This window comes from Kaistia hirudinis, assembly GCF_014196455.1.
Taxonomy (GTDB): domain Bacteria; phylum Pseudomonadota; class Alphaproteobacteria; order Rhizobiales; family Kaistiaceae; genus Kaistia; species Kaistia hirudinis.
The window spans coordinates 167,275-189,768 of the sequence record NZ_JACIDS010000005.1 but is presented as its reverse complement, the minus strand read 5'-3'; the positions used below and the strand labels follow the sequence as shown (position 1 = coordinate 189,768).

The following is a 22,494-nucleotide window of genomic DNA, read 5'->3' as shown; positions in this document are numbered from 1 at the left end:
CCCCATTCGGTCTCAAGCCGCGACGGGCGCGCTGCGTGCGAGCGGCTGCTCGTGCGCCGCGCTCCGGCGGCCGAATGCGGCCAGAAAGGTGCGGACCGCGTTCTCGGCGGCCCTGCGCATCTCCGCCTCGGTGGGGAGGCCGCCGAGCAGCGTCACCATCTGGATGTCGGCATTGGCGAGCGCGATGAACTGCCGCGCGGCGAGGGCGGGGTCGTCGATTCGCAGCCATCCGGCATGGTCGAGCGCCGCGAAGCGGGCGCCGATCAGGTCCCAGGCCTTGCCCGGCCCCTGGGTGCGCCAGTCGGCGAAGAGTTCGGGATAGCGTTCGCCCTCGGCCTCGATCAGGCGGCGGAGCGCCTTGCCGTCGCGATTGCACATGCAGTTGCGCATCAGGGAATAGGCGAAATCGGCGAGGGCGGCTTCGAGATCGGCCGGCGCCTCGGGAAAACCCGCGATCGTCTCGAACAGGCCGGCGTTCGAGCGCTCCGTCAGGTCGCGCACCACGGCGACGAACAGGTTCGCCTTGTCGCCATAGTGGTTGTATATGGTCTGTCGCGAAACGCCGGCCCGGTTGGCGATCATGTCGATGCTGGTCGCCGCGAATCCCTCGCGCGCAAACATCTCCTCCGCGGCCTCCGTGATGGAATCGCGCTTGGCGCACTGGCCATAGGAGGAGCCCGGCGCGGCTCGCGCATTGCGGGGCATCTTCATGTGTTGCGCAGAATCTGCATGGGGCTCCGATCCTTCGCTTCGCAAGATAGAGGGGCTTGACCTTTTGGACAAGTGTGTCCAAAAATCTGGACAAGACAATCAAACGCGGGTCGTGCGTCGCAGCGTGTTGCTGCACCGGCCCGGACCCACCCCTCCGTCGCCCGCATCCGCGCGCGGCGGTTTTTGCTTCTGAGGATCTTCGCATGAACCGTTCCGTCGTGCGCTTTGCCGTCGTGCTCGGCCTGCTGAGCGCGATCGGCCCCTTCGCCATCGACATGTATCTGCCGGCTCTGCCCTCGATCGGCGCGGATCTGAAGGCCGATACCAGCCAGGTCCAGATGAGCCTGATGGCCTTCTTCCTGTCGCTCGGCTTCGGCCAGCTCGTCTATGGCCCCGTCTCCGACATGGTCGGGCGCAAGGCACCGCTCTATTTCGGGCTCGGCCTGTTCATGGTCGGCTCCATCGGCTGCGCGCTCTCGCCCTCGATCGAGATTCTGATCGCCTTCCGCTTCGTGCAGGGGCTCGGCGCCTGCGCCGGCATGGTGGTACCGCGGGCCGTCGTGCGCGACCTGCACACCGGCCCCGAGGCGGCGCGGCTGATGTCGCTGCTGATGCTCGTCTTCTCGGTCTCGCCGATCCTCGCGCCGCTTTCCGGCAGCGCGGTGATCGCGATCGCCGGCTGGCGCGCCGTGTTCTGGGTCGTTCTGGTCGCCGCGGTTCTCGGCGTGATCCTGCTTGCCCTGGCGCTCCCCGAGACGCGGCCGGTCGCGGAGCGGCGCGAAAGCAGCATTGGCGGCGCGATCCGCGGCTATGGCTTCCTGCTGCGCGACCGGCATTTCCTCGGCCTCGTCTTCATCGGCGCGTTCGGCATTGCGAGCTTCTTCGCCTTCCTCGCCAATTCCTCCTTCGTGATGATCGAGCACTATGGCCTGACGCCGACGCAGTACAGCTTCGCCTTCTCGGTGAACGCGGTCTCCTTCATCGGCGTCTCGCAATTCGCCGGTCCGATCGGCTCGCGCATCGGCATGGTGCCGATGATGCGCTACGCGGTGCTCGGTTATACGCTGACCATGGCGCTGTTGTTCGCGCTGTTCCTGCTCGGCTTCAACAGCCTGCCGGTGCTGATGGTGCTGCTGTTCATCGGCTTCGGCTTCCTCGGCCTCGTCATCCCGAGCTCGGCCGTGCTCGCCCTCGATGCGCATGGTCCGATCGCCGGTACCGCGTCGGCCTTGATGGGCACGCTGCAATTCGCCGCCGGCGCCCTGGTCATGGCCGTGGTCGGCCTGTTCCTCGACGGCACCGCGCTGCCGATGGTGACGGGAATCGCGGGCTCCGCGCTCGTCGCGCTGATCCTGACGCAGCTGACGCTCGGCGGTCGTGCGCCCCGCGGCGCCAGCAAGACGGCGGCCGCCGAGTAGGGGCCACACCCAAGATGCCGTCCCCGGATCTGGGGACGGCATGACATCGAGGGCGCGCGCCGCCGCGTCGCGTATTATGATGCGGTACCGAATCCGCCAGCGGGCCCGATCGCCATGCGCCAATATCTCGACCTGATGCGCCTCGTGCTCGACAAGGGCGCGGTCAAGACCGACCGCACCGGTACCGGCACGCGCTCGATCTTCGGCCACCAGATGCGCTTCGATCTCGCCGAGGGCTTTCCCCTCGTGACGACGAAGAAGGTGCATCTGAAATCGATCATCCACGAGTTGCTGTGGTTCATCCGCGGCGACACCAACATCAAATATCTGCACGACCACGGCGTCACGATCTGGGATGAGTGGGCCGACGAGAACGGCGATCTGGGGCCGGTCTATGGCGCGCAGTGGCGCTCCTGGCCCGCGGGCGACGGGCGCTCGATCGATCAGCTCGGTCAGGTGATCGAGATGATCCGCAAGCGGCCGGATTCGCGCCGCCTGATCGTCTCGGCCTGGAACCCGGCCGAGGTCGAGGCGATGGCGCTTCCGCCCTGCCACATGATGTTCCAGTTCTATGTCGCGGACGGACGGCTGTCCTGCCAGCTCTACCAGCGCTCGGCCGACATCTTCCTCGGCGTGCCGTTCAACATCGCTTCCTATGCGCTGCTGACGATGATGGTGGCGCAGGTGACCGGGCTCGAGGCGGGCGATTTCGTGCACACGCTCGGCGACGCGCATCTCTATTCGAACCATCTCGAGCAGACCCGCCTGCAACTCGCCCGCGAGCCCCGCGCCCTGCCGATCATGAAGCTCAACCCCTTCGTCACGCGGATCGAGGATTTCCGCTACGAGGATTTCGAGCTGATCGGCTACGAACCGCATGCGGCCATCCGGGCGCCGGTGGCGGTGTAGGGACGGGTCGACCTCCCGGCGGCCCGCCTGTGAGACGGACTGCCCGCGTGACGGCGTCATGCCGGCGGAAGCCGGCATCCATGCAGCCGCGGCCTGGATCGCCGATAACAGTTCGTCTTCGCCTCAGGCTGAATGGACCCCGGCTTTCGCCGGGGTGACGCCAGAGGGTGGGGCTATCGCCGACGCGCGACGGAAAAAGCCTGACGTGCCGCCCTTCACAGCGCCGTTGCCGTCTGCGCTATAGATCGGGTGGATCCATCCTCGATCGAGGTTCGCCATGCGCGCCGTTCCGCTCGTTCTTCTCGCAGGCCTTCTCGCCGGGCCGGCCTTTGCCAATGATTCCACGGCCGAGCTCGGCGCCGGTGGGCTCGTCTACATCACCACCGATGCCGTGCGCATGAAGTCGGAGGACCTGTTCCTCTCGATGAACGAAGTGCGCGTGCGATACGAATTCGAGAATGTCTCGGACAAGGACGTGACGTCGCTTGTCGCCTTCCCGATGCCCGATATCACCGGCAGCGTCGACTTCATGGAGGCGGTGCCGGTCGAGGATCCCGTGAACTTCCTCGGCTTCTCGACGACGGTCGACGGCGTGCCGGTGAAGGCGGAGGTGCAGCAGCGCGTTTCGGCGCTCGGCGTCGACCAGACGGCGCTGCTGACCGCGCTTGGCATCCCGCTCGCCCCCCAGCTCGATGCGACGCGCGCCGCGCTCGACAAGCTGCCGGCGGACAAATGGGACGAACTGATCAATCGCGGTCTCGCCGCGCCCGACGAGTTCGATGCCGGCAAAGGCTGGGAAAAGCACCTCGCGCCGATGTGGCAGCTCTCGACGGCCTACTATTGGCAGCAGACCTTCCCGGCGAAGAAGACGATCATCGTCGAGCACCGCTACACGCCGAGCGTCGGCATGACGGCCGGCGTGTCGTTCGCCTCGCAGGACAGCCGCGAGGAGCCCTATTTTCAGGACTACCAGCGCAAATACTGCATCGACAAGGCGTTCCTGGCGGCGACCGACAAGGCGACAGGATCTGGCGCCAACAGCGATTATCTGTTGGAACACCGCCTCGACTATATCCTCAAGACTGCGGAGAACTGGGCCGGGTCGATCGAGAAGTTCCACGTCACGATCGACAAGGGCAAGCCCGAGAATCTCGTCTCGTTCTGCGGCGAGGGCGTGAAGAAGACCGGACCGACGACATTCGAAATGAGCGCGAGCGATTTCTATCCCATGGACGACATGCACATCCTGATCCTTGCCCGGCCCGAGGCGGCGCAGTGAGCGACCGCGATCTCGTGATCCGGCCGGCACAGCCGGGCGAGGCGGGCCTCGTGCTCGATTTCGTCAAGGCGCTCGCGGACTATGAGAAGCTCGCGCATGAGGTCGAGGCGGACGAGGCGGCGATCGACGCGGCGCTGTTCGGTGCCACGCCGCGCGTCTTCTGCGACATTGCCGAAATCGGCGGAACGGCCGCCGGCTTCGCGCTCTGGTTCTATTCCTTCTCGACCTTCCGTGGCGCGCACGGGATCTATCTCGAGGACTTGTTCGTGAGGCCGGAATTTCGCGGCGCTGGCATCGGCAAGGCGCTGCTGCGGCATCTGGCGCAGCGCTGCATCGCCGAGGGCCTGCCCCGCTTCGAATGGCAGGTGCTCGACTGGAACGCGCCGTCGATCGCCTTTTATGAGGGGCAGGGCGCGCGGCGCTATCCCGAATGGCATCGCTGCCGTCTCGACGGCGACGCGCTTTTCGCCTTCGCCGGGGGCGAGGTACTGGCGGACTGAAGCGAAAGCCGCCATATCCTGCCTCCGACGACGGACCCCATTTCCGGAGCCTTGCCGTGAAGACAATCGAAAACTGGATCGAGAGCGTGCTGCTGGCCAGCCGCTGGATTCTGGTGGTGTTCAATTTCGGCCTCGCCGCGGCGCTGGCCGTCTATGCCCTCTCCTTCGTCTTCAAGTTCATCAAGGTGGTGAAGGACGTCTTCGTTCTCGACGAGAGCGAGATGATCCTCGCCATGCTGAGTCTCATCGACGCCGCGCTCGTCGCGAGCCTCATCCTGATGGTGATGATCTCGAGCTACGAGAACTATGTCAGCCGGCTCGACAATGCCGGCGTGCAGCTCTCCTGGCTCGGCAAGCTCGATGCCGGCAGCCTGAAGATCAAGGTGGCCTCGTCGATCGTCGCGATCTCCTCGATCCACCTGCTGCAGGTCTTTCTGAACGCCAACAGCTACGACAACACCAAGATCATGTGGTCGGTCATCCTGCATCTCACCTTCGTGGTCTCGGCGCTGCTGCTCGGCGTGCTCGACCGCATCACCTCGAAAGGCGACGCGCATGGCAAGCCCTGACACCGCACCCGGCCGCGAGCCGCTGCGCCTGTCGCTGATCGCGGCGGTCGCGGAGAACGGCGTGATCGGGCGGGACGGCGTCATGCCGTGGAAGCTCTCGACGGATCTGCGTCGCTTCAAGTCGATCACGATGGGCAAGCCGGTGATCATGGGGCGGAAGACCTTCGATTCGATCGGCCGCGCGCTGCCGGGCCGCATCAACATCGTCGTCACGCGGCGGGGCAGGGCGCCGGTCGGCGACGTGGTGTTCGTGCCGACGCTCGGCTCCGCCGAGACGGCGGCGATCGCGGCGGCGGCCGCGTCGGACGTGGTCGAGGCCATGGTGATCGGCGGCGGCGAAATCTATCGCGCGCTGCTGCCGCGCGCCGCCCGGCTCTACATCACCCATGTCGCCCTCTCGCCGGAAGGCGACGCGCATTTCCCGCCGATCGATCCGGCGCTCTGGCGGGTGGTTTCGTCCGAGGATGTGCCCGCGGGAGCCAATGACAGCGCGCCGAGCCGTTTCGTCGTCTATGAGCGCATCGCGGACTGACCGCGCGCGTTGACACGGGCGCTGCTTCACCCCACTTCTGACGACGCTGCGCGCATGCGTGCGCCCGTACCGTGTACGGCCGAAGGTTGGCGCGCCGAAAGGCGCTGCCGCCCTGACCGAGGATTGGGATTGAAGGAGAAGAGATGCCCTGGAGCAACCAGACGGGCGGGGGCGGGTGGAACAACGGGGGCAATAATAATGGCCCCTGGGGTCAAGGCCCGCGCAACAGTGGCCCCAATCCGCCGGATCTCGAGGAGCTGCTGCGCCGCAGCCAGGACAAGCTGAAGCGCGTCCTGCCGGGTGGCGGTGGCGGTTCGCGCGGGGGCGTCAATCCCGTCGTGGCGCTCATCATCGTCGTCGCAGCCGTGGCGCTGATCGGCTATAATTTCTTCACGTTCCGCGTCGAAGCGAACCAGGTCGGCCTCGTGCTGCGCTTCGGGGAATTCGACCGGCAGGTCGGCCCCGGCCTCTCCTTCCGGCTGCCCTATCCGATCGAGACGGTCTATACGCCGTCCGTCACGGAAGTGCGCCAGACCACGGTCGGCTCCATTCCCGGCGCCTCGGGCGGCCGCGATGCCTCCGCCGAGAGCCTCATGCTTACCGGCGACGAGAACATCGTCGACATCGACTTCTCGGTGCAGTGGGTGATCAACAACGCCCGCGATTACCAGTTCAACGTCCAGAACGTCGAAGGCACGGTCAAGGCGACCGCGGAGAGCGCCATGCGCGAGGTCATCGGACGTTCCGATGTCGAGCGCGTGCTCACCGAGGAGCGCCTCGGCATCCAGACCCAGGTGCAGGACCTGATCCAGCAGCGGCTCAACCAGTATGGCGCCGGCGTGCAGATCACGCAGGTGCAGCTGCTGAACGCCAGCCCGCCGCCGGAAGTCGTCGACGCGTTCCGCGACGTGCAGGCCGCCGAGCAGGACCAGGACCGGCTGCGCAACGAGGCGCAGACCTATTCCAACCGCGTGCTGCCCAACGCCCGCGGCCAGGCCTCGCAGATCGTCGAGGCGGCCAACGCCTATCGCGACCAGTCGATCGCCATCGCCCGCGGTCAGGGCGATCGCTTCGTCAAGGTCTATGAATCCTACAAGGCCGCGCCCGACCTGACGCGTCAACGCATGTATCTGGAGACAATGGCCAATATTCTCGCCAACACCGACAAGGTGATCGTCGACGAGAAGGCGGGCACGGGCGTCGTTCCCTACCTGCCGCTTCCCGCGCTTTCGGGCGCCCAGCCTGCTGCGGCCGGCAATGCGGGAGCCAAGCCATGAAGGGCGGTATTTTCGGCGGCCTCGGCGTCGTCATCCTGATCGTGCTCGCCATCCTCGGCTATACGAGCCTCTTCGTCGTCGATCAGACGCAGCAGGGTCTCGTGCTGCGCTTCGGCCGTCCGGTGCGCGTCGTCGAGGAGCCGGGGCTCTATTTCAAGGTCCCGCTGGTCGACAATGTCGTGCTGATCGACAATCGCCTGCTCGATATCGACTCGCAGCCGATCGAGGTCATCGCGCGTGACCGCAAGCGCCTCGTCGTCGACGCCTTCGGCCGCTATCGCATCACCGATCCGCTGCTGTTCTACCAGGCGGCGGGCTCGATCGACGCGGCCGAGCAGCGCCTCGCCGTGATCCTCAACTCGGCCATCCGCGGCGCGGTCGGACAGATGGACTTCTCCAACATCGTCCGTGACGGCCGTGCGGGGCTGATGGACAGCATCACGCGGCAGGTCAATGCCGAGGGCCAGCGCCTGGGCATTGACGTCGTCGACGTGCGCATCCGCCGGGCCGATCTGCCGGCTGCGAACAGCCAGGCGGTGTTCCAGCGCATGCAGACCGAGCGGCAGCGCGAGGCGACCGACATCCGTTCGCGCGGCGAGCAGGAGGCGCGCACGATCCGCGCGCAGGCTGATCGCCAGGCGACGGTCATCGTCGCCGAAGCGAACCAGCAGGCGGAAGAGCTGCGCGGCGACGGCGATGCCGAGGTCAACAAGATCTTCGCCCAGGCCTATGGCCAGGATCCGGATTTCTTCGCCTTCTTCCGCTCGATGCAGGCCTATGCGGATGCGCTGAAGGGGGAGACGACGCGGATCGTCATCTCGCCGGATTCGCCCTTCTTCCGCTTCTTCAAGGATCCGAACGGCGCCGGCGTGAACCGGCCCGTCGCGGAGGCGCCGACGGCGCCGGCAGCGGCACCTGCCGCGCCGGCACCCGCGGCCCCATGACCGACTTCCTTGCGGCGTTCGGTCTCGTCCTGGTGATCGAGGGGGCGTTCTATGCGGGCGCCCCCGCGGCCGCCAAGGCGATGATGCGTCGGGGCCTCGATGCGCCGGATCATATCCTGCGCATCTGCGGCCTCGCCGCGCTCGCCTTCGGCGTCGGCCTCGTCTGGGCCGTGAGAAGCGCCTTCGGCCAGTGAGGGCGGAGGCGCATCCCGACATCGATTGAATCGAGTCGCGCCCCGACCTAGTTTGTCGGGGCGGGGCTGTTGGCCGGCATGGCCGGCGTTAAGGAGAGATCGATGCGAGCGTTGGCGGATCGCGCCCTTTGCCCCGGCTGGCCCCGCGCGCGGTCGCCCTTCGCGGCGGCGCTCCGTCGCGCGGTCGTGGCGGTCGGCCTCGCCGCCGTATCGCCCCTGGTCCTCGCGCCCGTGGCGGCCCATGCACAGGGCCCCGAATCCGTCGCGGATCTGGCCGCCGGGCTCCTCGATTCGGTCGTCAACATCTCGACCTCGCAGACGGTCGAGGGAACGCGCGGCGGCCCTGTGCCGCAATCGCCCGACGGGCTGCCGTTCCAGGAATTCTTCAACGAGTTCTTCAAGAAGCCGAAGGGCAAGGATGGCGAGCAGGATGCGCCGACGCGCCGTGTCCAGTCGCTCGGCTCCGGCTTTGTCGTCGATGCCTCCGGTATCATCATCACCAATAATCACGTCATCGAGGATGCGGACGAGATCGTCGCCAATTTCTCCGATGGCACCAAGCTGACGGCCACGCTGATCGGCAAGGACGAGAAGACCGATATCGCCGTGCTGCAGGTCAAGCCGAAGGCCAACAAGCCGCTCAAGGCGCTGCGCTTCGGCGATTCCGACAAGATGCGCGTCGGCGACTGGGTGATGGCGATCGGCAATCCGTTCGGGCTCGGCGGCACGGTGACGATCGGCATCGTCTCGGCGCGCAACCGCGACATCAATTCCGGCCCCTACGACAATTTCATCCAGACCGATGCCGCCATCAATCGCGGCAATTCCGGCGGCCCGCTGTTCAACATGAACGGCGAGGTCATCGGCATCAACACGGCGATCATCTCCCCCTCCGGCGGTTCGATCGGCATCGGCTTCGCGATTCCCTCCGATGCCGCGATCCACGTCGTCGACCAGCTCCGGCAATATGGCGAGACGCGGCGCGGCTGGATCGGCGTGCGGATCCAGCAGGTCACCGACGAGATCGCGGATTCGCTCTCCATGGGCTCGCCGCGCGGCGCGCTGGTCGCCGGCGTCACTGACAAGGGCCCGGCCGCCGACGCCAAGATCGAGCCCGGCGACGTGATCATCTCCTTCGACGGCAAGCCCGTGACCGAGATGCGCGATCTGCCGCGTCTCGTCGCGGATTCGCCGATCGACCAGACCGTCGATGTCGTCGTCATCCGCAAGGGCGCCGAGCTGTCGCTCAAGATCAAGGTCGGTCGCCTGACCGAGACCGAGCAGGCGGCGCCGGCCGACAGCGAAGGTGGCGACAAGGACAGCGTGACGCCGGGCGACGAGAGCGGCAAGGCGCCGGCCATGCCGGGCGCGCCCGATCAGGCGGTCGAGCCTACCGAGGCGCTCGGGCTGACGCTTTCCGAGCTCACATCCGAGCTGCGCGATCGCTACGCGATCAAGGCGGAGCTGGAGGGCGTCGTGGTGACGGATGTCGCCGCCGGCAGCAGCGCCGAGGAGAAGGGCATCCGCGCCGGCGAGGTCATCGTCGAAGTCGCGCAGGAGGCGGTCGCCAAGCCCGAGGACGTGCTCGCCCGCATCGCGCAGCTCAAGAAGGACGGCCGCAAGCTGGCCCAGCTCCTGATCGCCAACCCGGCCGGCGAGCTGCGCTTCGTGTCGCTGGCGCTCGACCAATAGGCCGGGCGCCTACCCCCGCATGCGGGGGTGAGCGGCGGCGATTGTCCTATCGCTGGAAGTCCTCGGCCTTCAGCCGATAGAGCACATGCGGGCGGAGCATATGGCCTTCGGCCAGCGCGGGGTGTTCGAAATCCGACGCCGGGTCATAGCGCATCCCGATGCGTTCCATCACGCGGCGGGAGGGCGTGTTGCCGACATAGGTGAAGGCCACGATTTCGGGGAGGCCGAGATTGTCGAAGCCATGGGCGAGCCAGGCGCGCGCGGCCTCGCTCGCATAGCCTTTGCCCCAATGGTGCCGGGCCAGGCGCCAGCCGATCTCGACGCCGGGAGCCGCGGGATATTCGGGCTTCACCGGCGCCATGCCGACGACGCCGACCAGGTCGCCGGTCGCCTTCTCCTCGACGGCCTGGAAGCCGAGATCCTCGCTTTCGAGCGCCGCGATGCGCTCGATATAGGCGACCGTCTCCTCGCGGGTGAAACGCGCCGGAAAGAAGCGCATCACCTCGGCGTCGGCGTTGATCGCGGCGAAGGGCTCGAGGTCGCGTGCCTCCCAGGGCCGCAGGATCAGCCGTTCCGTCTCGGCCCTCATGCCACGAACTCCGACCGGCGATAGCCCTGCGCGAACAGGAGGGCCGTCAGGTCATTGTGATCGATCCGCGCGTCGGCCTCTGCCGCGACCTTGGGCTTGGCGTGATAGGCGACGCCGAGTCCTGCGGCGTGGATCATGGCGAGGTCGTTGGCGCCGTCGCCGATCGCCAGCGTCTCGTGCCGCGACAGCGAGAAGCGCCGCGCCAGTTCCATCAGCGCGGTCAGCTTCGCCTCCTTGCCGAGGATCGGCTCGGTGACCGTGCCGGCGAGGACCCCGCCCTCGACCTCAAGAATATTGGCGCGGTTCTCGTGAAAGCCGATCCGCTCGGCGACCGGCCCAGTGAACAGCGTGAAGCCGCCCGAGACGAGCGCCGTATAGGCGCCGTTGGCGCGCATGGTGCGGATCAGCTCGGGCCCGCCCGGCGTCAGGCGGATGCGCTCGGCGAGCACCTCGTCGATCACGCCGACCGGCAGGCCCTTGAGCAGGCCGACCCGCTCGCGCAGCGCCGGCTCGAAGGCGATCTCGCCCCGCATCGCCCGCTCGGTGATCGCGGCGACATGCGTCTTCAGCCCGGCCATGTCGGCGAGCTCGTCGATGCATTCCTGGCCGATCATGGTCGAGTCCATATCGGCGACGAGGAGCCGCTTGCGCCGTTCCGACGCGCGCTGCACGACGACGTCGACCGGCTTGTCGCCAATGGCGGCTTCCGGGCGAAAGCCGGCGCGCGCCGTCTCGGGGAAGACGACGTCGAAGGCTTCGCCCTCGCTGAGCCAGTCGCCGCGCGCGCCTTCCAGCGCCGCAAGCGACGTCGCGACGGCCTGGCCGAGCGCGTCTGCATTCTCGGGGCGTGCTATGAACGTCGCGACAAAATCGTTCGGTGCGGCGAGGGGCATGGAGAACCTTGGATTTTCGGCGGATCGGCGCGCCGTCCTGATAGCGGGGCCGACGGCGAGCGGCAAGTCGGCGCTGGCGCTCGACCTCGCGGAACGGCTCGGCGGCGTGGTGATCAATGCCGATTCCATGCAGGTCTATCGCGAGCTGCGCATCCTGACGGCGCGGCCTGACGCCAGCGAAGAAGCCCGCGCGCCGCATCGGCTCTATGGTCAAGTCACTGCATCCACACGCTTTTCTGTCGCGGCCTGGCGCGCCGAGGCGGAGCGTGTCCTGCGCGATGTGAGGGAGAGCGGGCGGTTGCCGATCTTCGTCGGTGGGACCGGGCTCTATTTCAAGGCGCTGACTGAAGGCCTCGCCGATCTGCCGCCGATCGATCCGGCTATTCGCCAGGCGATCGCCGATCGTGCCGCGGCCAAAGGTGTGCCCGCGCTTCATGCCACGCTGGCGCTGCTCGATCCGGCCGGTGCTGCGCGTCTCGAACCGGGGGATCGCACGCGCGTTCTGCGCGCGCTTGAGGTCGTCGAGGCGACGGGCATGCCGCTAAGCCATTGGCAGGAAAAGACTTCGGCGCCGCCTCTGGTCGATCTCACTGACGCGGCCGCCTATGTGCTCGCGCCGGATCGCGTCGCGCTCTATGGGCGGATCGGCCGCCGATTCGACGCCATGGTGGCCGAGGGCGGGCTCGACGAGGCGTCCGCGTTGCTGGCGCTCGGGCTCGATCCGGAGCTTCCCGCGATGAAGGCGATCGGCGTGCGGGAATTTCGCTCCTATCTCGCCGGGGAAATCGATCTTCCCGACGCGATCGAGCGCGCCAAGATGGAGACCCGCCGCTACGCGAAGCGCCAGTCGACCTGGTTCCGCCACCAGATGGCGGGTTGGCGGCATGTCGAATCGCCGGCGGATGTTCCGTCGGACCCTTTCGCCTGATCGTCGGATCAGGCGAAAGGCAGTTCGGATTCCTTGCCACGCGCCCGCCATTCCGAAGGCGCCATGCCGCTCCAGCGCTGGAATGCATGGACGAAGGCGGCCGGCGTCGCATAGGCGAGGGCGCTGGCAACATCGGAGATCGGCAGGTCGGTGATCGTCAGCAATTCGCAGGCAACCGAATAGCGCACCTGCTGGCTGAGCTCCCGAAACGTCGTGTTCTCCTCGCGGAGGCGCCTGTTGAGGGTGCGTACGTGAACGCCGAGTTGGCGCGCAACCTCCCGGGCGGAAACCGAACCCATCAGCAGGTTCGGGCGGATCGTGTGCTGAACCCTGGCGCCGAATTCCGGATAGTGCCGGTCGAGCAGCAGGCGGATCTGCGTCATCAGCCGGGCATGCTCGGCATCGTCGCGGGTCGCTACGGGGAGCGCCGCGACGACATCGGGGATAACGATCGTCGTCTGGGGCTGGTCGAAATGGGTCGCCGCACCCAGGATGCGATAATAGGGCTGGCGATCGCGCGGCGTGCGGCGCGAGAGCATCACCTCGGTCGGCCGCGCACGCGCTCCGCCCAATCGTTTCAACAGGTTGATCCCGACCGCTGATGCGAGATCATAGATGTGGCCGCTGCTCGCCACCGCCCGGTCGTAGACGCCATAGCCGAGGAAGACGTTTTCCTCCGCCCGCGCGATGAAGACGACGGCGCCGTTCGAATTGCGCAACTGGCAGCTGGCAAAATCCAGCAGGGCCTCACCGACCGTCGCCGCACTCGCCATCAACTGGCCGGGAAGACCGAGATCGCGGTGGTCGGCCCGCTCGCCGACCAGCAGCCCGAAATGCGCGCACCCCGATGCTGCGGCACAGCGCTCGAGCAGCGCGCCGGCCTCCACGAACGGAATGAAGGCGTCGGGGTTCTTGAGCGGCTCGGCCGCAGAACCAAGTATTTCGTCCTGCCGACTGCGCGGAATGCCAAGGCTTTCCAGGACAGCGGGGATATGCTGCAGGGGGCCGATCCGTTGTAGGGCCTTTTCCGGCATAGTGACCTTGTCGCGAATTGGCAATTCCCGTCAGAGCTACTCGAACAATTCTGTGAACGCAAATCGCCTGATCTACGCATCGCCGGCCGACTGCGCGTCCTCTCGTCACGGCACCGCAACGCCACAAGGGGAGCCGCGGCGGTCGAGTCGGCTCGCCCTAATATGTGCAAACGCCGCGCGATTTTTGCGCAATATTCTTCCGCGGGGCTTGACCGCGCTCCGGCGGTGCGCTTATGGTCCGCCGAAATCTCTTCCGAGGAGTCCGGCATGAGCCGCGGCGTTATTCTTCTTGTAGTATGGAGCGCACTACCGTGATGGCCTGAAGCCGTCCCGATAGGTAGTGCGCAATCGACAGGCCCCCAGAGGGCCTTTTTTATTGGCCGAAGCAACGAAGAAGCGAACGGAAACGGTTCGCGCAAGATTCGCAGTGGAGTGAAGCGATGACACGGCAGATGACGGGCGCGGAGATGGTCGTCCAGGCATTGATCGATCAGGGGGTCGAATACCTCTTCGGTTATCCGGGCGGCGCCGTACTGCCGATTTATGACGAGATCTTCCAGCAGGATAAGGTTCAGCACATCCTGGTCCGCCAGGAGGGCGGGGCAGGGCATGCAGCCGAGGGCTATGCCCGCTCGACCGGCAATGTCGGTGTCGCGCTGGTCACGTCCGGTCCCGGCGCCACCAACATGGTCACGCCGCTGACCGATGCGCTGATGGACTCGATCCCGATGGTCTGCATCACCGGCCAGGTCGCGACGCATCTGATCGGCTCGGACGCATTCCAGGAGGCCGATACGGTCGGCATCACGCGGCCCTGCACCAAGCACAACTGGCTGGTCAAGGACGTCAATGATCTCGCTCGCGTCCTGCACGAAGCCTTCTACGTCGCTCGCTCCGGCCGTCCGGGTCCGGTCGTCGTCGACATTCCGAAGGACGTCCAGTTCGCGACCGGCACCTATCAGGGGCCGGCCCATGTCGAGCACAAGACGTACCGTCCGCAGATCAATGGCGACGAGCGCTCGATCCGCGCGGCGGTCGAACTGATCGCCAAGGCGAAGAAGCCGATCTTCTATACGGGCGGCGGCGTCATCAATTCGGGGCCGGAAGCCTCGCGGCTGCTGCGCGAGCTCGTCCACGCCACCGGCTTTCCGATCACCTCCACGCTGATGGGACTCGGCGCCTATCCGGCGTCCGACAAGCAGTGGCTCGGCATGCTGGGCATGCACGGCACCTTCGAGGCGAACAATGCGATGCATGACTGCGACGTCATGATCGCAGTCGGCGCGCGCTTCGACGATCGCATCACCGGTCGCCTCGACGCCTTCTCGCCCGGCTCGAAGAAGATCCAGATCGATATCGATCCGTCCTCGATCAACAAGAATGTCCGCGTCGACCTCGGCATTGTCGGCGACGTCGGGCATGTGCTGGCGGACATGTTGCGGATCTGGAAGGAGGGTCGTCATGCGGCCGACGCGCCGGCGCTGAAACGCTGGTGGTCGGAGATCGATCGCTGGCGGGCGCGCAAGAGCCTCTCCTATCGCCAGACCAGCGAAACGATCATGCCGCAATACGCGATCGAGTCGCTCTACAAGAAGACCCGCGGCCACGACACCTACATCACGACGGAAGTCGGCCAGCACCAGATGTGGGCGGCGCAGTATTTCGGCTTCGAGGAGCCGAACCGCTGGATGACGTCCGGCGGCCTCGGGACGATGGGCTACGGCCTGCCGGCGGCGATCGGCGTCCAGACGGCGCATCGCGACGCGCTGGTCATCGATATTGCCGGCGACGCCTCCATCCTGATGAACATCCAGGAGCTGTCGACGGCGATCCAGCATGAGCTGCCGGTCAAGGTCTTCATCCTGAACAACCAGTACATGGGTATGGTGCGCCAGTGGCAGCAATTGCTGCATGGCAACCGCCTGTCGCACTCCTATACGGATGCGCTGCCCGATTTCGTGAAGCTGGCCGAGGCCTATGGCGCGGTCGGGCTGCGGGTCGAGAAGGCATCGGATCTCGAAGGCGGCATCGACGAGATGATCGCGGTCAAGCGTCCGGTGCTCTTCGATGTCCGCGTGGCCAATCTCGCCAATTGCTTCCCGATGATCCCCTCGGGCAAGGCGCATAACGAGATGCTGTTGCCGGAAGACGCGACGGACGAAGCGATCGCCACCGCGATCGACGAAGAAGGCAAGGCCCTGGTCTGAAACGAGAAGAAGCGGAGAAACGCCATGCAGCCCGGATCGGTCTATGCGATCAAGGAAGGCAAGGACAGGACCGAGGTGCACACGCTCTCGGTTCTGGTCGACAACGAACCGGGCGTCCTAGCCCGCGTCATCGGCCTCTTTTCGGGGCGGGGCTACAATATCGAGAGCCTCACCGTCTCGGAGACCGAGCATGAGCGTCATCGCTCGCGCATCACGGTGGTGACGACCGGTTCGCCCCAGGTCATCGAGCAGATCAAGGCGCAGCTCGAGCGCATGGTGCCGGTGCATCGCGTGATCGACCTGACGGTCACCGGCAAGGCGATCGAGCGCGAGTTGCTGCTCATCAAGGTGCGCGGTTCGGGCGATCATCGCAGCGAGGCGCTGCGCCTCGCCGACGCCTTCCGCGCCCGCGTCATCGACGCGACGACGGAGAGCTTCGTGTTCGAGCTCACCGGCAAGACCGACAAGCTGGACCAGTTCATCGTGCTGATGCAGCCGCTGGGCCTGGTCGAGGTCTCGCGCACCGGCATCGCGGCGATCGCACGGGGTCCGGACGCGACCTGAGGGCTGCTTGAAGGCAGTCTCCTTGGGATATACATTGGATATCCCAAGGAGAACCGTCATGCGCGTTCGGCTTGCAAGGTGGGGCAACAGCCTCGCCGTCAGAATTCCGAAGGATGTCGTCGAGTCGGCCGGGCTTGTCGAAGGACAGGAACTGGAAGCTGAGGCGCGAGACGGCGGCGTCGCGCTGCGCGGACTCCAGAAGCGCTATACGCTCGATGAGTTGCTCGCCAGCATGCCGCTGGATGCGAAGCCCCCGGAGTTGCTCGACTGGGGTCCTGATCGGGGCTCGGAGGCGTTGCCTGACGACGACTATGCACGCGGCCTGATCACGGAGCGGGATTTCCCCGGCCGGCGGGATGATCGCTGACGCCGGCGATCTCGTCTGGTGCGATTTCACGCCCACACTGGGCACCGAGCAGTCCGGCCGCAGGCCGGCCCTCATCCTGTCGCCGCGCGCCTACAACATCGCCTCCGGCCGATCGATCGCTTGTCCGGTGAGTTCGACAACCGGCGACTGGGCCTGGAATCTGTCGCTTCCCGAAGGCCTCGGAACGAAGGGCGTGGTGCTCGTCGATCAGGTTCGCGCCGTGCATAACGAAACGCGGCTGTTTCGACTGATAGAGCGAGTTCCCGACGTCTTTCTGGCCGAAGTGCGAGCGCGACTCGCGCCGCTGCTCGGCATGAACTGACCCGAGCGTCCGTTCCATCCTGTATCACATCCGCGATACCGGCTTGACGGCTCGTGCTGCATCTCCTAGACATCCGAACCGTACGGTACGGTACGCTGCAGTGCAGCATGATTTGGCCAGGCCTCGGGCGGATATGAACAGCGCCGTGACAGCGATCCGGAACGATGCGGCTGACCTGACGGGCCCGGCGGCGGCTGGCTATTCGGCTCGCCAGAACGACGTGCTCGAAACGGCGCTGGCGCTGCTCGTCGAGGGCGGGGAGAGGGCGCTGACGACGGCCGGTGTGGCGCGGGCGGCGAACTGCTCCAAGGAAAGCCTCTACAAATGGTTCGGTGACCGCGACGGTCTGCTCGCGGCGATGATCACCTTCCAGTCGAGCAAGGTGCGCGGCGCATCCGGCGCGGATTCTCCTGCGACGCGCCCGGCCTTCCGCGCGAGCCTGGTCGGCTTTGCCGAAGACCTGCTCAAGGTCCTGTCGGGCGATGTCTCGCTGGCTCTCAACCGCCTTGCGATTGGCGAGGCGCGGCGCGATGCGGCGCCGCTCGGCCGTCTCGTGCGCGAGCATGGCCGCCGCCCGATCGAGGCGCGGCTTTCGGCGCTGCTGGAGGGTGGGCGGACGCTCGGCTTCATCGCTTTCGACGATACGCGCGAGACCTATCGCACGCTCTACGGCCTCATGGTGCGCGACATGCATGTTCGCCTCTTGCTCGGGGAGGCGGGAGGCGATGACCTCGCCGCCGACGCCGGGCGGGCGATCGACCAGTTCCTCCGCCTTTTCGGCGTGAGCGAAGAAGCCTCCGAACCGGGACGACAGAGGCCAGGGGCGGGAAACGAACGGACGGGTTAGAAAAGGAAGATCGAGATGCGCGTCTATTACGATCGCGATGCCGATGTGAACCTCATCAAGTCGAAGAACGTGGCCATCATCGGCTACGGTTCGCAGGGCCGCGCCCATGCGCTGAACCTCAAGGATTCCGGCGCGAAGAACCTCGCGGTCGCGCTGCGTCCCGGCTCGACCACGGCGCTCAAGGCCGAGGCCGATGGCTTCAAGGTCATGTCCGTCGCCGAGGCGGCGAAGTGGGCCGACCTGATGATGATGGCGACGCCGGACGAGCTCCAGGCCGACATCTACAAGTCCGAGATCGCCCCGAACATTCGTGACGGCGCCGCGATCGCCTTCGCGCATGGCCTCAACGTCCACTTCTCGCTCATCGAGCCGAAGAAGACCGTCGACGTCGTCATGATCGCGCCGAAGGGCCCGGGCCACACCGTGCGCGGCGAATACCAGAAGGGCGGCGGCGTGCCGTGCCTCGTCGCCGTGGCGCAGGACGCGTCTGGCAATGCGCTCGAGCTGGCGCTCTCCTATGCGTGCGGCGTCGGCGGCGGCCGTTCGGGCATCATCGAGACGACGTTCCAGGAAGAGTGCGAGACCGATCTGTTCGGCGAGCAGGTCGTGCTCTGCGGCGGTCTGGTCGAGCTGATCCGCGCCGGCTTCGAGACGCTGGTCGAGGCGGGCTATGCCCCTGAGATGGCCTATTTCGAGTGCCTGCACGAAGTGAAGCTGATCGTCGACCTCATCTATGAGGGCGGCATCGCCAACATGAACTACTCGATCTCGAACACGGCCGAGTGGGGCGAGTACGTCACCGGCCCGCGCATCATCACCGACGAGACCAAGGCGGAGATGAAGCGCGTCCTCAAGGACATCCAGAACGGCAAGTTCACGTCCGAGTGGATGCAGGAGTATCGCGCTGGCGCCGCCCGCTTCAAGGCGATCCGTCGCAACAACGACAGCCACCAGATCGAGGAAGTCGGCGAGAAGCTGCGCGCCATGATGCCCTGGATCGGCAAGAACAAGCTGGTCGACAAGGCCCGCAACTAAGCCTCACGGCCTCTGGAAACGAAGAGCCCCGCGGGAGCGATCCCGCGGGGCTTTTTCATCTGCGCCTTACGCCGAGCTTACGGGCCGACGCAGCGATAGGCGCGGCCGTCATAGCCGGTGAAGGTATCCGTTGACGGATTGTAGCTGCGGTACCGGCCCTCGCACCACGCGACGTGCTCGCGCCAGCCCGTCGCGCCATAGGGCGGGGGCACTTCGTAGCCATTGTTGGAATTGGCGATCGCCACACCGACGCCGAGGCCGATGATCGCGCCCGCTGCCGCAGCGCCGGGACCCCAGCCACCATAGCCGCCATAATAGCGCGGGCCGCCATAGTAATAGCCGGGACGCGGACCGTAATAGCCACCCCAGCCCGGACGCGGGCCATAGCCCCAGCCGGGACGTCCCCAGCCGCCGCCCGGAGGCGGGCCGCCATGCCAGCCGCCATAGGGGCCACGCCACTGGGCCGAGGCGCTGCCGCTTGTCGCGGCGACGGCGGTCAATCCCAATGCCGCCGCCAGCACAAGGGAAACAATGCGCTTCATGGGTTTCTCTCCTTAATTCCATCCGTCAGCCTTGGACGAAATCAGATCGGTCCAAGTATCATCCGGCAGATGGGCGAAACTATGATTCAAGCGGATGATCCGATTTCTCGCCCTGCTTCATCGACCTCTTGCGGTCGGCATGACGAATATAGGGTGTCATGCTCATGGGGCGGCGAGACCTCCTATCGATCCTTGCCTGTCTGTTTGACAGATGTCGCCTGAACGGCGGCTGAACGATCTTCAGATAAGGTGCCGGACGCCGGGACAGTGTGATGCCGATCACAGGCGGCGCCCTTTTGGCTGCGTTCGTGCTATCACGCAGGCCTTGCTTCCGATCGAGGTCCCGATGTCACGACCCTATGCCATCCTCGACGTCTTCACCGACACCCCGCTCACGGGTAACCAACTCGCCGTCGTCTTCGACGCGAAGGGGCTGGACGACGCGCAGATGCTCGCCATCACGGCCGAGTTCAATCTCGCCGAGACCGTGTTCGTGCTGCCGCCGGAACGCCCGGCGCACCGCGCGCGGATCCGCATCTTCGCACCCACCAAGGAGCTTCCGTTCGCGGGCCATCCCACGGTCGGCACGGCCGTGCTGCTGGCGCTCGAGGATATGGGCGGTGCCGGCGTGGGTCTGGATGCCGTCCTGCTGCTCGAAGAGAAGATCGGCCCCGTCCGCACCGCCGTCGCGCTGAAGGGCGAGCGGGCGGGCCACGCGATCTTCGACCTGCCGATGCTGCCGAAGCCCGTTGACGTCAAGCTCGACAAGGAGCGGATCTCGGCCGCGCTCGGGCTCGCCTCCTCGGAGGTCGGCTTCGAGAATCACGAGCCCTCCGCCTTCTCCGCCGGCGTGCCCTATCTCTTCGTGCCGCTGCGCAATCTGGACGCCATGGCGCGCGTGCGGCCCATGGACGCCTATTGGACCGACGCGTTCCCGGGCGGGATCTCGGCCTTCCTCTATACGCGCGAGACCGAGGGGCTGGCGCGCTCCTTCCATGGCCGCATGTTCTGGCGCACGCAGAGCCTCGTCGAGGATCCGGCGACGGGATCGGCCGCGGCGGCCTTCGCCGGCGTGATCCAGCATTTCGACACGCCGACCGCGGGCACGCATCGTCATGTGATCGAGCAGGGCTTCGAGATGGGCCGGCCGAGCCTGATCGAGCTCGAATGCGACACCGAGGGCGGACACCTCCGTTCGGCGCGCATCGGCGGCGACGCGGTAGTGGTCGCGCGCGGAACGCTCGACATCTGACGCCGTCGCCCCAAACAGAATTGTCGAACCGCAGGAGACTTCCGTGAGCCGCTTCTGGAGCTCGCTCGTCCATGAGCTCAAGCCCTATGTCCCCGGCGAGCAGCCGAAGATCGCCGATCTCGTCAAGCTCAACACCAATGAGAACCCCTACGGTCCTTCGCCGAAGGCGCTGGCGGCGATCGCCGCTGCGGCGGGCGACGATCTGCGGCTCTATCCCGAGCCGACCGGCCTCGCGCTGCGCGCGGCCGTCGCCGCGCATCATGGGCTTGGCGTGGATCAGGTGTTCGTCGGCAATGGCTCGGACGAGGTGCTCGCGCACACCTTCCAGGCGTTGCTCAAGCACGAGCGGCCGCTGCTCTTCCCCGACATCAGCTACAGCTTCTATCCGACCTATTGCCGGCTCTACGGCATAGCGCCGGTCGAAGTGCCGCTACGGGACGATTTCCGCATTGCCATCGGCGACTATGACCGCCCCGCGGGCGCCGTCATCATCCCGAACCCGAATGCGCCGACCGGCATTGCGCTGCCGCTTGCCGAAATCGAAACGCTTCTGGCGCAGGACCCGGATCGGGTCGTCGTGATCGACGAGGCCTATGTCGATTTCGGCGCTGAGAGCGCGATCGCGCTGGTGCCGCGCTACGAGAACCTCTTGGTGATCCAGACCTTCTCGAAGTCGCGCTCGCTCGCGGGCCTTCGCGTCGGCTTCGCGATCGGCCAGCGGCCTTTGATCGAGGCGCTCGAGCGGGTCAAGGACAGCTTCAACTCCTATCCGCTCGATCGTCTCGCGCTGGTCGGGGCGACCGCCGCCTTCGAGGACCAGGCGTGGTTCGAGACGACGACGGCGCGGATCGTCGCCTCGCGGACGGCCCTTGTCGACGCGCTCGCCGGGCTCGGCTTCTCTGTGCTGCCGTCGGCGGCCAATTTCGTGTTCGCGCGCCACGCTTCCGCAAAGGGCGAGGCGCTGGCCGCGGCGCTGCGCAGTCGCGGCGTGCTGGTGCGCCGTTTCGGAGCGCCGCGTATCGCCGATTTCCTGCGCATCACGGTCGGCACCGACGCGCAATGCGAGCGGCTGATCGGCGCGCTGCGGGAGATTCTCGACGAGTCGTCTTCACACTAGGAAGCCGACGCATTCCCGGCGCGCGAACCCTGCGCCGGGCCTTCATCCGTGATAGGCTGGAGCAATTCCAGCCTTTCGGGGGAGGGTGCCGTGAACAACATTCTGCTGTTTCTGCATTTCGTCGGGCTGGCCATGGGCTTCGCCGGAGGGATCGGCTCGGCCGTGACGATGCGCTTCGCCGGTGGGGCCAGCGCGGAGGGCGCCGCGGCGCTGAAGCGCCTGCCGCCCGTCTTCGCCAACATCTCGGCCTATGGTCTGCTCATCCTCTGGGCGACCGGACTGATCCTCATCTGGAGCGTCTATGGCGGGCCGCAGAACCTGCCGAACCTTTTTTGGCTCAAGATCGTCTTCGTGCTGCTGCTGACGGTTTTGGCCGGCCTGCAGCACGCGACCTATGCGAAGATCCGCCGGACGGGGAATGCGGCGCTCGGCGCGAGGCTGAAGGTTCTCGGTCCCGCAAGCGGGCTTTCGGCGCTGCTGGCGATGGCTGTCGCCGTGTTCACGTTCAACTGAGACGCATCGGCGCGCCTGCCGGCTCTTGCGTTTTTGTATCAACGATTGATATGAGTGCTGCTGCCCGGGAGGATCGGGCAACCAGGATTGCGGGCCGTGCCCCGTCCAGCGGAGCCGATATGAGCGTTTGGAACCACGATATGGCGCATGGCGCGGGACCTCTGTCCTGCGATCGCGCCATCGTGCCGGCGCCCGGTCTCTTCAACGCCCTCCTTCTTCTTAGCAGCCCCTGAGCGCTGGCTGGCCGCACGCGGCCGGG

The 22,494-nt window shown here is 66.4% G+C and carries 25 protein-coding genes; 20 read left to right on the top strand and 5 right to left on the bottom strand.

All coding sequences use genetic code 11. The annotated features are described in order from the left end of the window. Positions 1-12 precede the first annotated feature (12 nt). Complete coding sequence (locus GGR25_RS19510; RefSeq protein WP_380146413.1) at positions 13-711, bottom strand: TetR/AcrR family transcriptional regulator; 699 nt, start codon at positions 709-711, stop codon at positions 13-15. Positions 712-914: 203 nt separating this feature from the next. On the opposite strand from GGR25_RS19510, the gene GGR25_RS19505 reads away from it, so the two are divergent. The 10 genes from GGR25_RS19505 to GGR25_RS19460 all read left to right on the top strand — a co-directional run bounded on the left by GGR25_RS19505 (position 915) and on the right by GGR25_RS19460 (position 10,025). Then, a complete protein-coding gene (locus GGR25_RS19505; protein WP_183400541.1) occupies positions 915-2,129 on the top strand; it encodes a multidrug effflux MFS transporter in 1,215 nt (404 codons plus the stop codon). Positions 2,130-2,243: 114 nt separating this feature from the next. Further along, a complete protein-coding gene (locus tag GGR25_RS19500; protein WP_183400540.1) occupies positions 2,244-3,038 on the top strand; it encodes a thymidylate synthase in 795 nt (264 codons plus the stop codon). Positions 3,039-3,315: 277 nt separating this feature from the next. Beyond that, complete coding sequence (locus GGR25_RS19495) at positions 3,316-4,317, top strand: DUF4424 domain-containing protein (RefSeq protein WP_183400539.1); 1,002 nt, start codon at positions 3,316-3,318, stop codon at positions 4,315-4,317. Next, complete coding sequence (locus GGR25_RS19490) at positions 4,314-4,817, top strand: GNAT family N-acetyltransferase (RefSeq protein WP_183400538.1); 504 nt, start codon at positions 4,314-4,316, stop codon at positions 4,815-4,817. Before GGR25_RS19495 ends, GGR25_RS19490 begins: the two co-directional genes overlap by 4 nt. A 56-nt stretch (positions 4,818-4,873) precedes the next feature. Then, entirely contained in the window at positions 4,874-5,386 is a 513-nt protein-coding gene (locus tag GGR25_RS19485; RefSeq protein ID WP_183400537.1) for a TIGR00645 family protein, read from the top strand. Next, a complete protein-coding gene (locus GGR25_RS19480; RefSeq protein ID WP_246410059.1) occupies positions 5,373-5,918 on the top strand; it encodes a dihydrofolate reductase in 546 nt (181 codons plus the stop codon). Before GGR25_RS19485 ends, GGR25_RS19480 begins: the two co-directional genes overlap by 14 nt. A 143-nt stretch (positions 5,919-6,061) precedes the next feature. Next, a complete protein-coding gene (hflK, locus tag GGR25_RS19475; RefSeq protein WP_183400536.1) occupies positions 6,062-7,195 on the top strand; it encodes an FtsH protease activity modulator HflK in 1,134 nt (377 codons plus the stop codon). After that, positions 7,192-8,139 carry a protease modulator HflC gene (gene hflC / locus GGR25_RS19470; protein ID WP_183400535.1) on the top strand — a complete coding sequence of 316 codons (948 nt, stop codon included), beginning with the start codon at positions 7,192-7,194 and terminating at the stop codon, positions 8,137-8,139. The genes hflK and hflC overlap by 4 nt, the downstream gene beginning before the upstream one ends. Continuing rightward, the gene (locus GGR25_RS19465; RefSeq protein ID WP_183400534.1) at positions 8,136-8,333 is read left to right on the top strand and encodes a DUF2065 domain-containing protein; all 198 of its coding nucleotides are present in this window, start codon (positions 8,136-8,138) and stop codon (positions 8,331-8,333) included. Before hflC ends, GGR25_RS19465 begins: the two co-directional genes overlap by 4 nt. Before the next feature lie 102 nt (positions 8,334-8,435). After that, complete coding sequence (locus GGR25_RS19460) at positions 8,436-10,025, top strand: DegQ family serine endoprotease (RefSeq protein WP_183400533.1); 1,590 nt, start codon at positions 8,436-8,438, stop codon at positions 10,023-10,025. A 46-nt stretch (positions 10,026-10,071) separates the two neighbouring features. Here the strand turns inward: GGR25_RS19460 and GGR25_RS19455 are convergent, their stop codons facing one another. Together GGR25_RS19455 and serB are read right to left on the bottom strand one after the other, a co-directional pair. After that, on the bottom strand, positions 10,072-10,614 hold the full coding sequence (locus GGR25_RS19455; RefSeq protein WP_183400532.1) for a GNAT family N-acetyltransferase: 543 nt from the start codon (positions 10,612-10,614) through the stop codon (positions 10,072-10,074). Next, positions 10,611-11,507 carry a phosphoserine phosphatase SerB gene (gene serB / locus GGR25_RS19450; protein WP_246410056.1) on the bottom strand — a complete coding sequence of 299 codons (897 nt, stop codon included), beginning with the start codon at positions 11,505-11,507 and terminating at the stop codon, positions 10,611-10,613. The genes GGR25_RS19455 and serB overlap by 4 nt, the downstream gene beginning before the upstream one ends. On the opposite strand from serB, the gene miaA reads away from it, so the two are divergent. After that, positions 11,506-12,435, top strand: a complete 930-nt coding sequence (gene miaA, locus GGR25_RS19445; protein ID WP_246410055.1) for a tRNA (adenosine(37)-N6)-dimethylallyltransferase MiaA — start codon at positions 11,506-11,508, stop codon at positions 12,433-12,435. The genes serB and miaA overlap by 2 nt on opposite strands. An 8-nt stretch (positions 12,436-12,443) precedes the next feature. Here the strand turns inward: miaA and GGR25_RS19440 are convergent, their stop codons facing one another. Continuing rightward, the gene (locus tag GGR25_RS19440) at positions 12,444-13,469 is read right to left on the bottom strand and encodes a helix-turn-helix domain-containing protein (RefSeq protein WP_183400530.1); all 1,026 of its coding nucleotides are present in this window, start codon (positions 13,467-13,469) and stop codon (positions 12,444-12,446) included. 440 nt (positions 13,470-13,909) lie between these two features. Here GGR25_RS19440 and GGR25_RS19435 point away from each other — a divergent pair, with 440 nt between their 5' ends. From GGR25_RS19435 to ilvC, 6 genes are all read left to right on the top strand, one after another. Continuing rightward, the gene (locus tag GGR25_RS19435) at positions 13,910-15,676 is read left to right on the top strand and encodes an acetolactate synthase 3 large subunit (protein ID WP_183400529.1); all 1,767 of its coding nucleotides are present in this window, start codon (positions 13,910-13,912) and stop codon (positions 15,674-15,676) included. Between the two features lie 24 nt (positions 15,677-15,700). Further along, entirely contained in the window at positions 15,701-16,240 is a 540-nt protein-coding gene (ilvN, locus tag GGR25_RS19430; protein WP_183400528.1) for an acetolactate synthase small subunit, read from the top strand. A 58-nt stretch (positions 16,241-16,298) separates the two neighbouring features. Then, complete coding sequence (locus GGR25_RS19425) at positions 16,299-16,607, top strand: AbrB/MazE/SpoVT family DNA-binding domain-containing protein (RefSeq protein WP_183400527.1); 309 nt, start codon at positions 16,299-16,301, stop codon at positions 16,605-16,607. Continuing rightward, positions 16,597-16,929, top strand: a complete 333-nt coding sequence (locus GGR25_RS19420; protein WP_183400526.1) for a type II toxin-antitoxin system PemK/MazF family toxin — start codon at positions 16,597-16,599, stop codon at positions 16,927-16,929. Before GGR25_RS19425 ends, GGR25_RS19420 begins: the two co-directional genes overlap by 11 nt. Positions 16,930-17,074: 145 nt before the next feature. Beyond that, complete coding sequence (locus tag GGR25_RS19415) at positions 17,075-17,776, top strand: TetR/AcrR family transcriptional regulator (RefSeq protein WP_380146405.1); 702 nt, start codon at positions 17,075-17,077, stop codon at positions 17,774-17,776. A gap of 15 nt (positions 17,777-17,791) precedes the next feature. Next, complete coding sequence (ilvC, locus tag GGR25_RS19410) at positions 17,792-18,811, top strand: ketol-acid reductoisomerase (RefSeq protein WP_183400524.1); 1,020 nt, start codon at positions 17,792-17,794, stop codon at positions 18,809-18,811. Between the two features lie 77 nt (positions 18,812-18,888). On the opposite strand, the gene GGR25_RS19405 is transcribed toward ilvC, so the two are convergent. After that, positions 18,889-19,353, bottom strand: coding sequence for a BA14K family protein (locus tag GGR25_RS19405; RefSeq protein ID WP_183400523.1), 465 nt, complete (start codon positions 19,351-19,353; stop codon positions 18,889-18,891). Positions 19,354-19,699: 346 nt separating this feature from the next. Here GGR25_RS19405 and GGR25_RS19400 point away from each other — a divergent pair, with 346 nt between their 5' ends. The 3 genes from GGR25_RS19400 (at position 19,700) to GGR25_RS19390 (ending at position 22,235) form a co-directional block, all read left to right on the top strand. Then, entirely contained in the window at positions 19,700-20,605 is a 906-nt protein-coding gene (locus GGR25_RS19400; protein ID WP_183400522.1) for a PhzF family phenazine biosynthesis protein, read from the top strand. A 43-nt stretch (positions 20,606-20,648) separates the two neighbouring features. Then, the gene (hisC, locus tag GGR25_RS19395) at positions 20,649-21,722 is read left to right on the top strand and encodes a histidinol-phosphate transaminase (RefSeq protein WP_183400521.1); all 1,074 of its coding nucleotides are present in this window, start codon (positions 20,649-20,651) and stop codon (positions 21,720-21,722) included. A 90-nt stretch (positions 21,723-21,812) separates the two neighbouring features. After that, positions 21,813-22,235 (top strand): hypothetical protein, encoded by a 423-nt coding sequence (locus GGR25_RS19390; protein ID WP_183400520.1) that lies wholly within the window; start codon positions 21,813-21,815, stop codon positions 22,233-22,235. Positions 22,236-22,494: the final 259 nt, after the last annotated feature.

Excerpts from the sequence above, each read along its gene's own strand:
- GGR25_RS19510 (WP_380146413.1), bottom strand. The coding sequence starts at position 711 with ATGAAGATGCCCCGCAATGCGCGAGCCGCGCCGGGCTCCTCCTATGGC.
- GGR25_RS19505 (WP_183400541.1), top strand. The coding sequence starts at position 915 with ATGAACCGTTCCGTCGTGCGCTTTGCCGTCGTGCTCGGCCTGCTGAGC.
- GGR25_RS19500 (WP_183400540.1), top strand. The coding sequence starts at position 2,244 with ATGCGCCAATATCTCGACCTGATGCGCCTCGTGCTCGACAAGGGCGCG.
- GGR25_RS19495 (WP_183400539.1), top strand. The coding sequence starts at position 3,316 with ATGCGCGCCGTTCCGCTCGTTCTTCTCGCAGGCCTTCTCGCCGGGCCG.
- GGR25_RS19480 (WP_246410059.1), top strand. The coding sequence starts at position 5,373 with ATGGCAAGCCCTGACACCGCACCCGGCCGCGAGCCGCTGCGCCTGTCG.
- hflK (WP_183400536.1), top strand. The coding sequence starts at position 6,062 with ATGCCCTGGAGCAACCAGACGGGCGGGGGCGGGTGGAACAACGGGGGC.
- hflC (WP_183400535.1), top strand. The coding sequence starts at position 7,192 with ATGAAGGGCGGTATTTTCGGCGGCCTCGGCGTCGTCATCCTGATCGTG.
- GGR25_RS19465 (WP_183400534.1), top strand. The coding sequence starts at position 8,136 with ATGACCGACTTCCTTGCGGCGTTCGGTCTCGTCCTGGTGATCGAGGGG.
- GGR25_RS19460 (WP_183400533.1), top strand. The coding sequence starts at position 8,436 with ATGCGAGCGTTGGCGGATCGCGCCCTTTGCCCCGGCTGGCCCCGCGCG.
- GGR25_RS19455 (WP_183400532.1), bottom strand. The coding sequence starts at position 10,614 with ATGAGGGCCGAGACGGAACGGCTGATCCTGCGGCCCTGGGAGGCACGC.
- miaA (WP_246410055.1), top strand. The coding sequence starts at position 11,506 with ATGGAGAACCTTGGATTTTCGGCGGATCGGCGCGCCGTCCTGATAGCG.
- serB (WP_246410056.1), bottom strand. The coding sequence starts at position 11,507 with ATGCCCCTCGCCGCACCGAACGATTTTGTCGCGACGTTCATAGCACGC.
- GGR25_RS19440 (WP_183400530.1), bottom strand. The coding sequence starts at position 13,469 with ATGCCGGAAAAGGCCCTACAACGGATCGGCCCCCTGCAGCATATCCCC.
- GGR25_RS19435 (WP_183400529.1), top strand. The coding sequence starts at position 13,910 with ATGACACGGCAGATGACGGGCGCGGAGATGGTCGTCCAGGCATTGATC.
- ilvN (WP_183400528.1), top strand. The coding sequence starts at position 15,701 with ATGCAGCCCGGATCGGTCTATGCGATCAAGGAAGGCAAGGACAGGACC.
- GGR25_RS19425 (WP_183400527.1), top strand. The coding sequence starts at position 16,299 with ATGCGCGTTCGGCTTGCAAGGTGGGGCAACAGCCTCGCCGTCAGAATT.
- GGR25_RS19420 (WP_183400526.1), top strand. The coding sequence starts at position 16,597 with ATGATCGCTGACGCCGGCGATCTCGTCTGGTGCGATTTCACGCCCACA.
- ilvC (WP_183400524.1), top strand. The coding sequence starts at position 17,792 with ATGCGCGTCTATTACGATCGCGATGCCGATGTGAACCTCATCAAGTCG.
- GGR25_RS19405 (WP_183400523.1), bottom strand. The coding sequence starts at position 19,353 with ATGAAGCGCATTGTTTCCCTTGTGCTGGCGGCGGCATTGGGATTGACC.
- GGR25_RS19400 (WP_183400522.1), top strand. The coding sequence starts at position 19,700 with ATGTCACGACCCTATGCCATCCTCGACGTCTTCACCGACACCCCGCTC.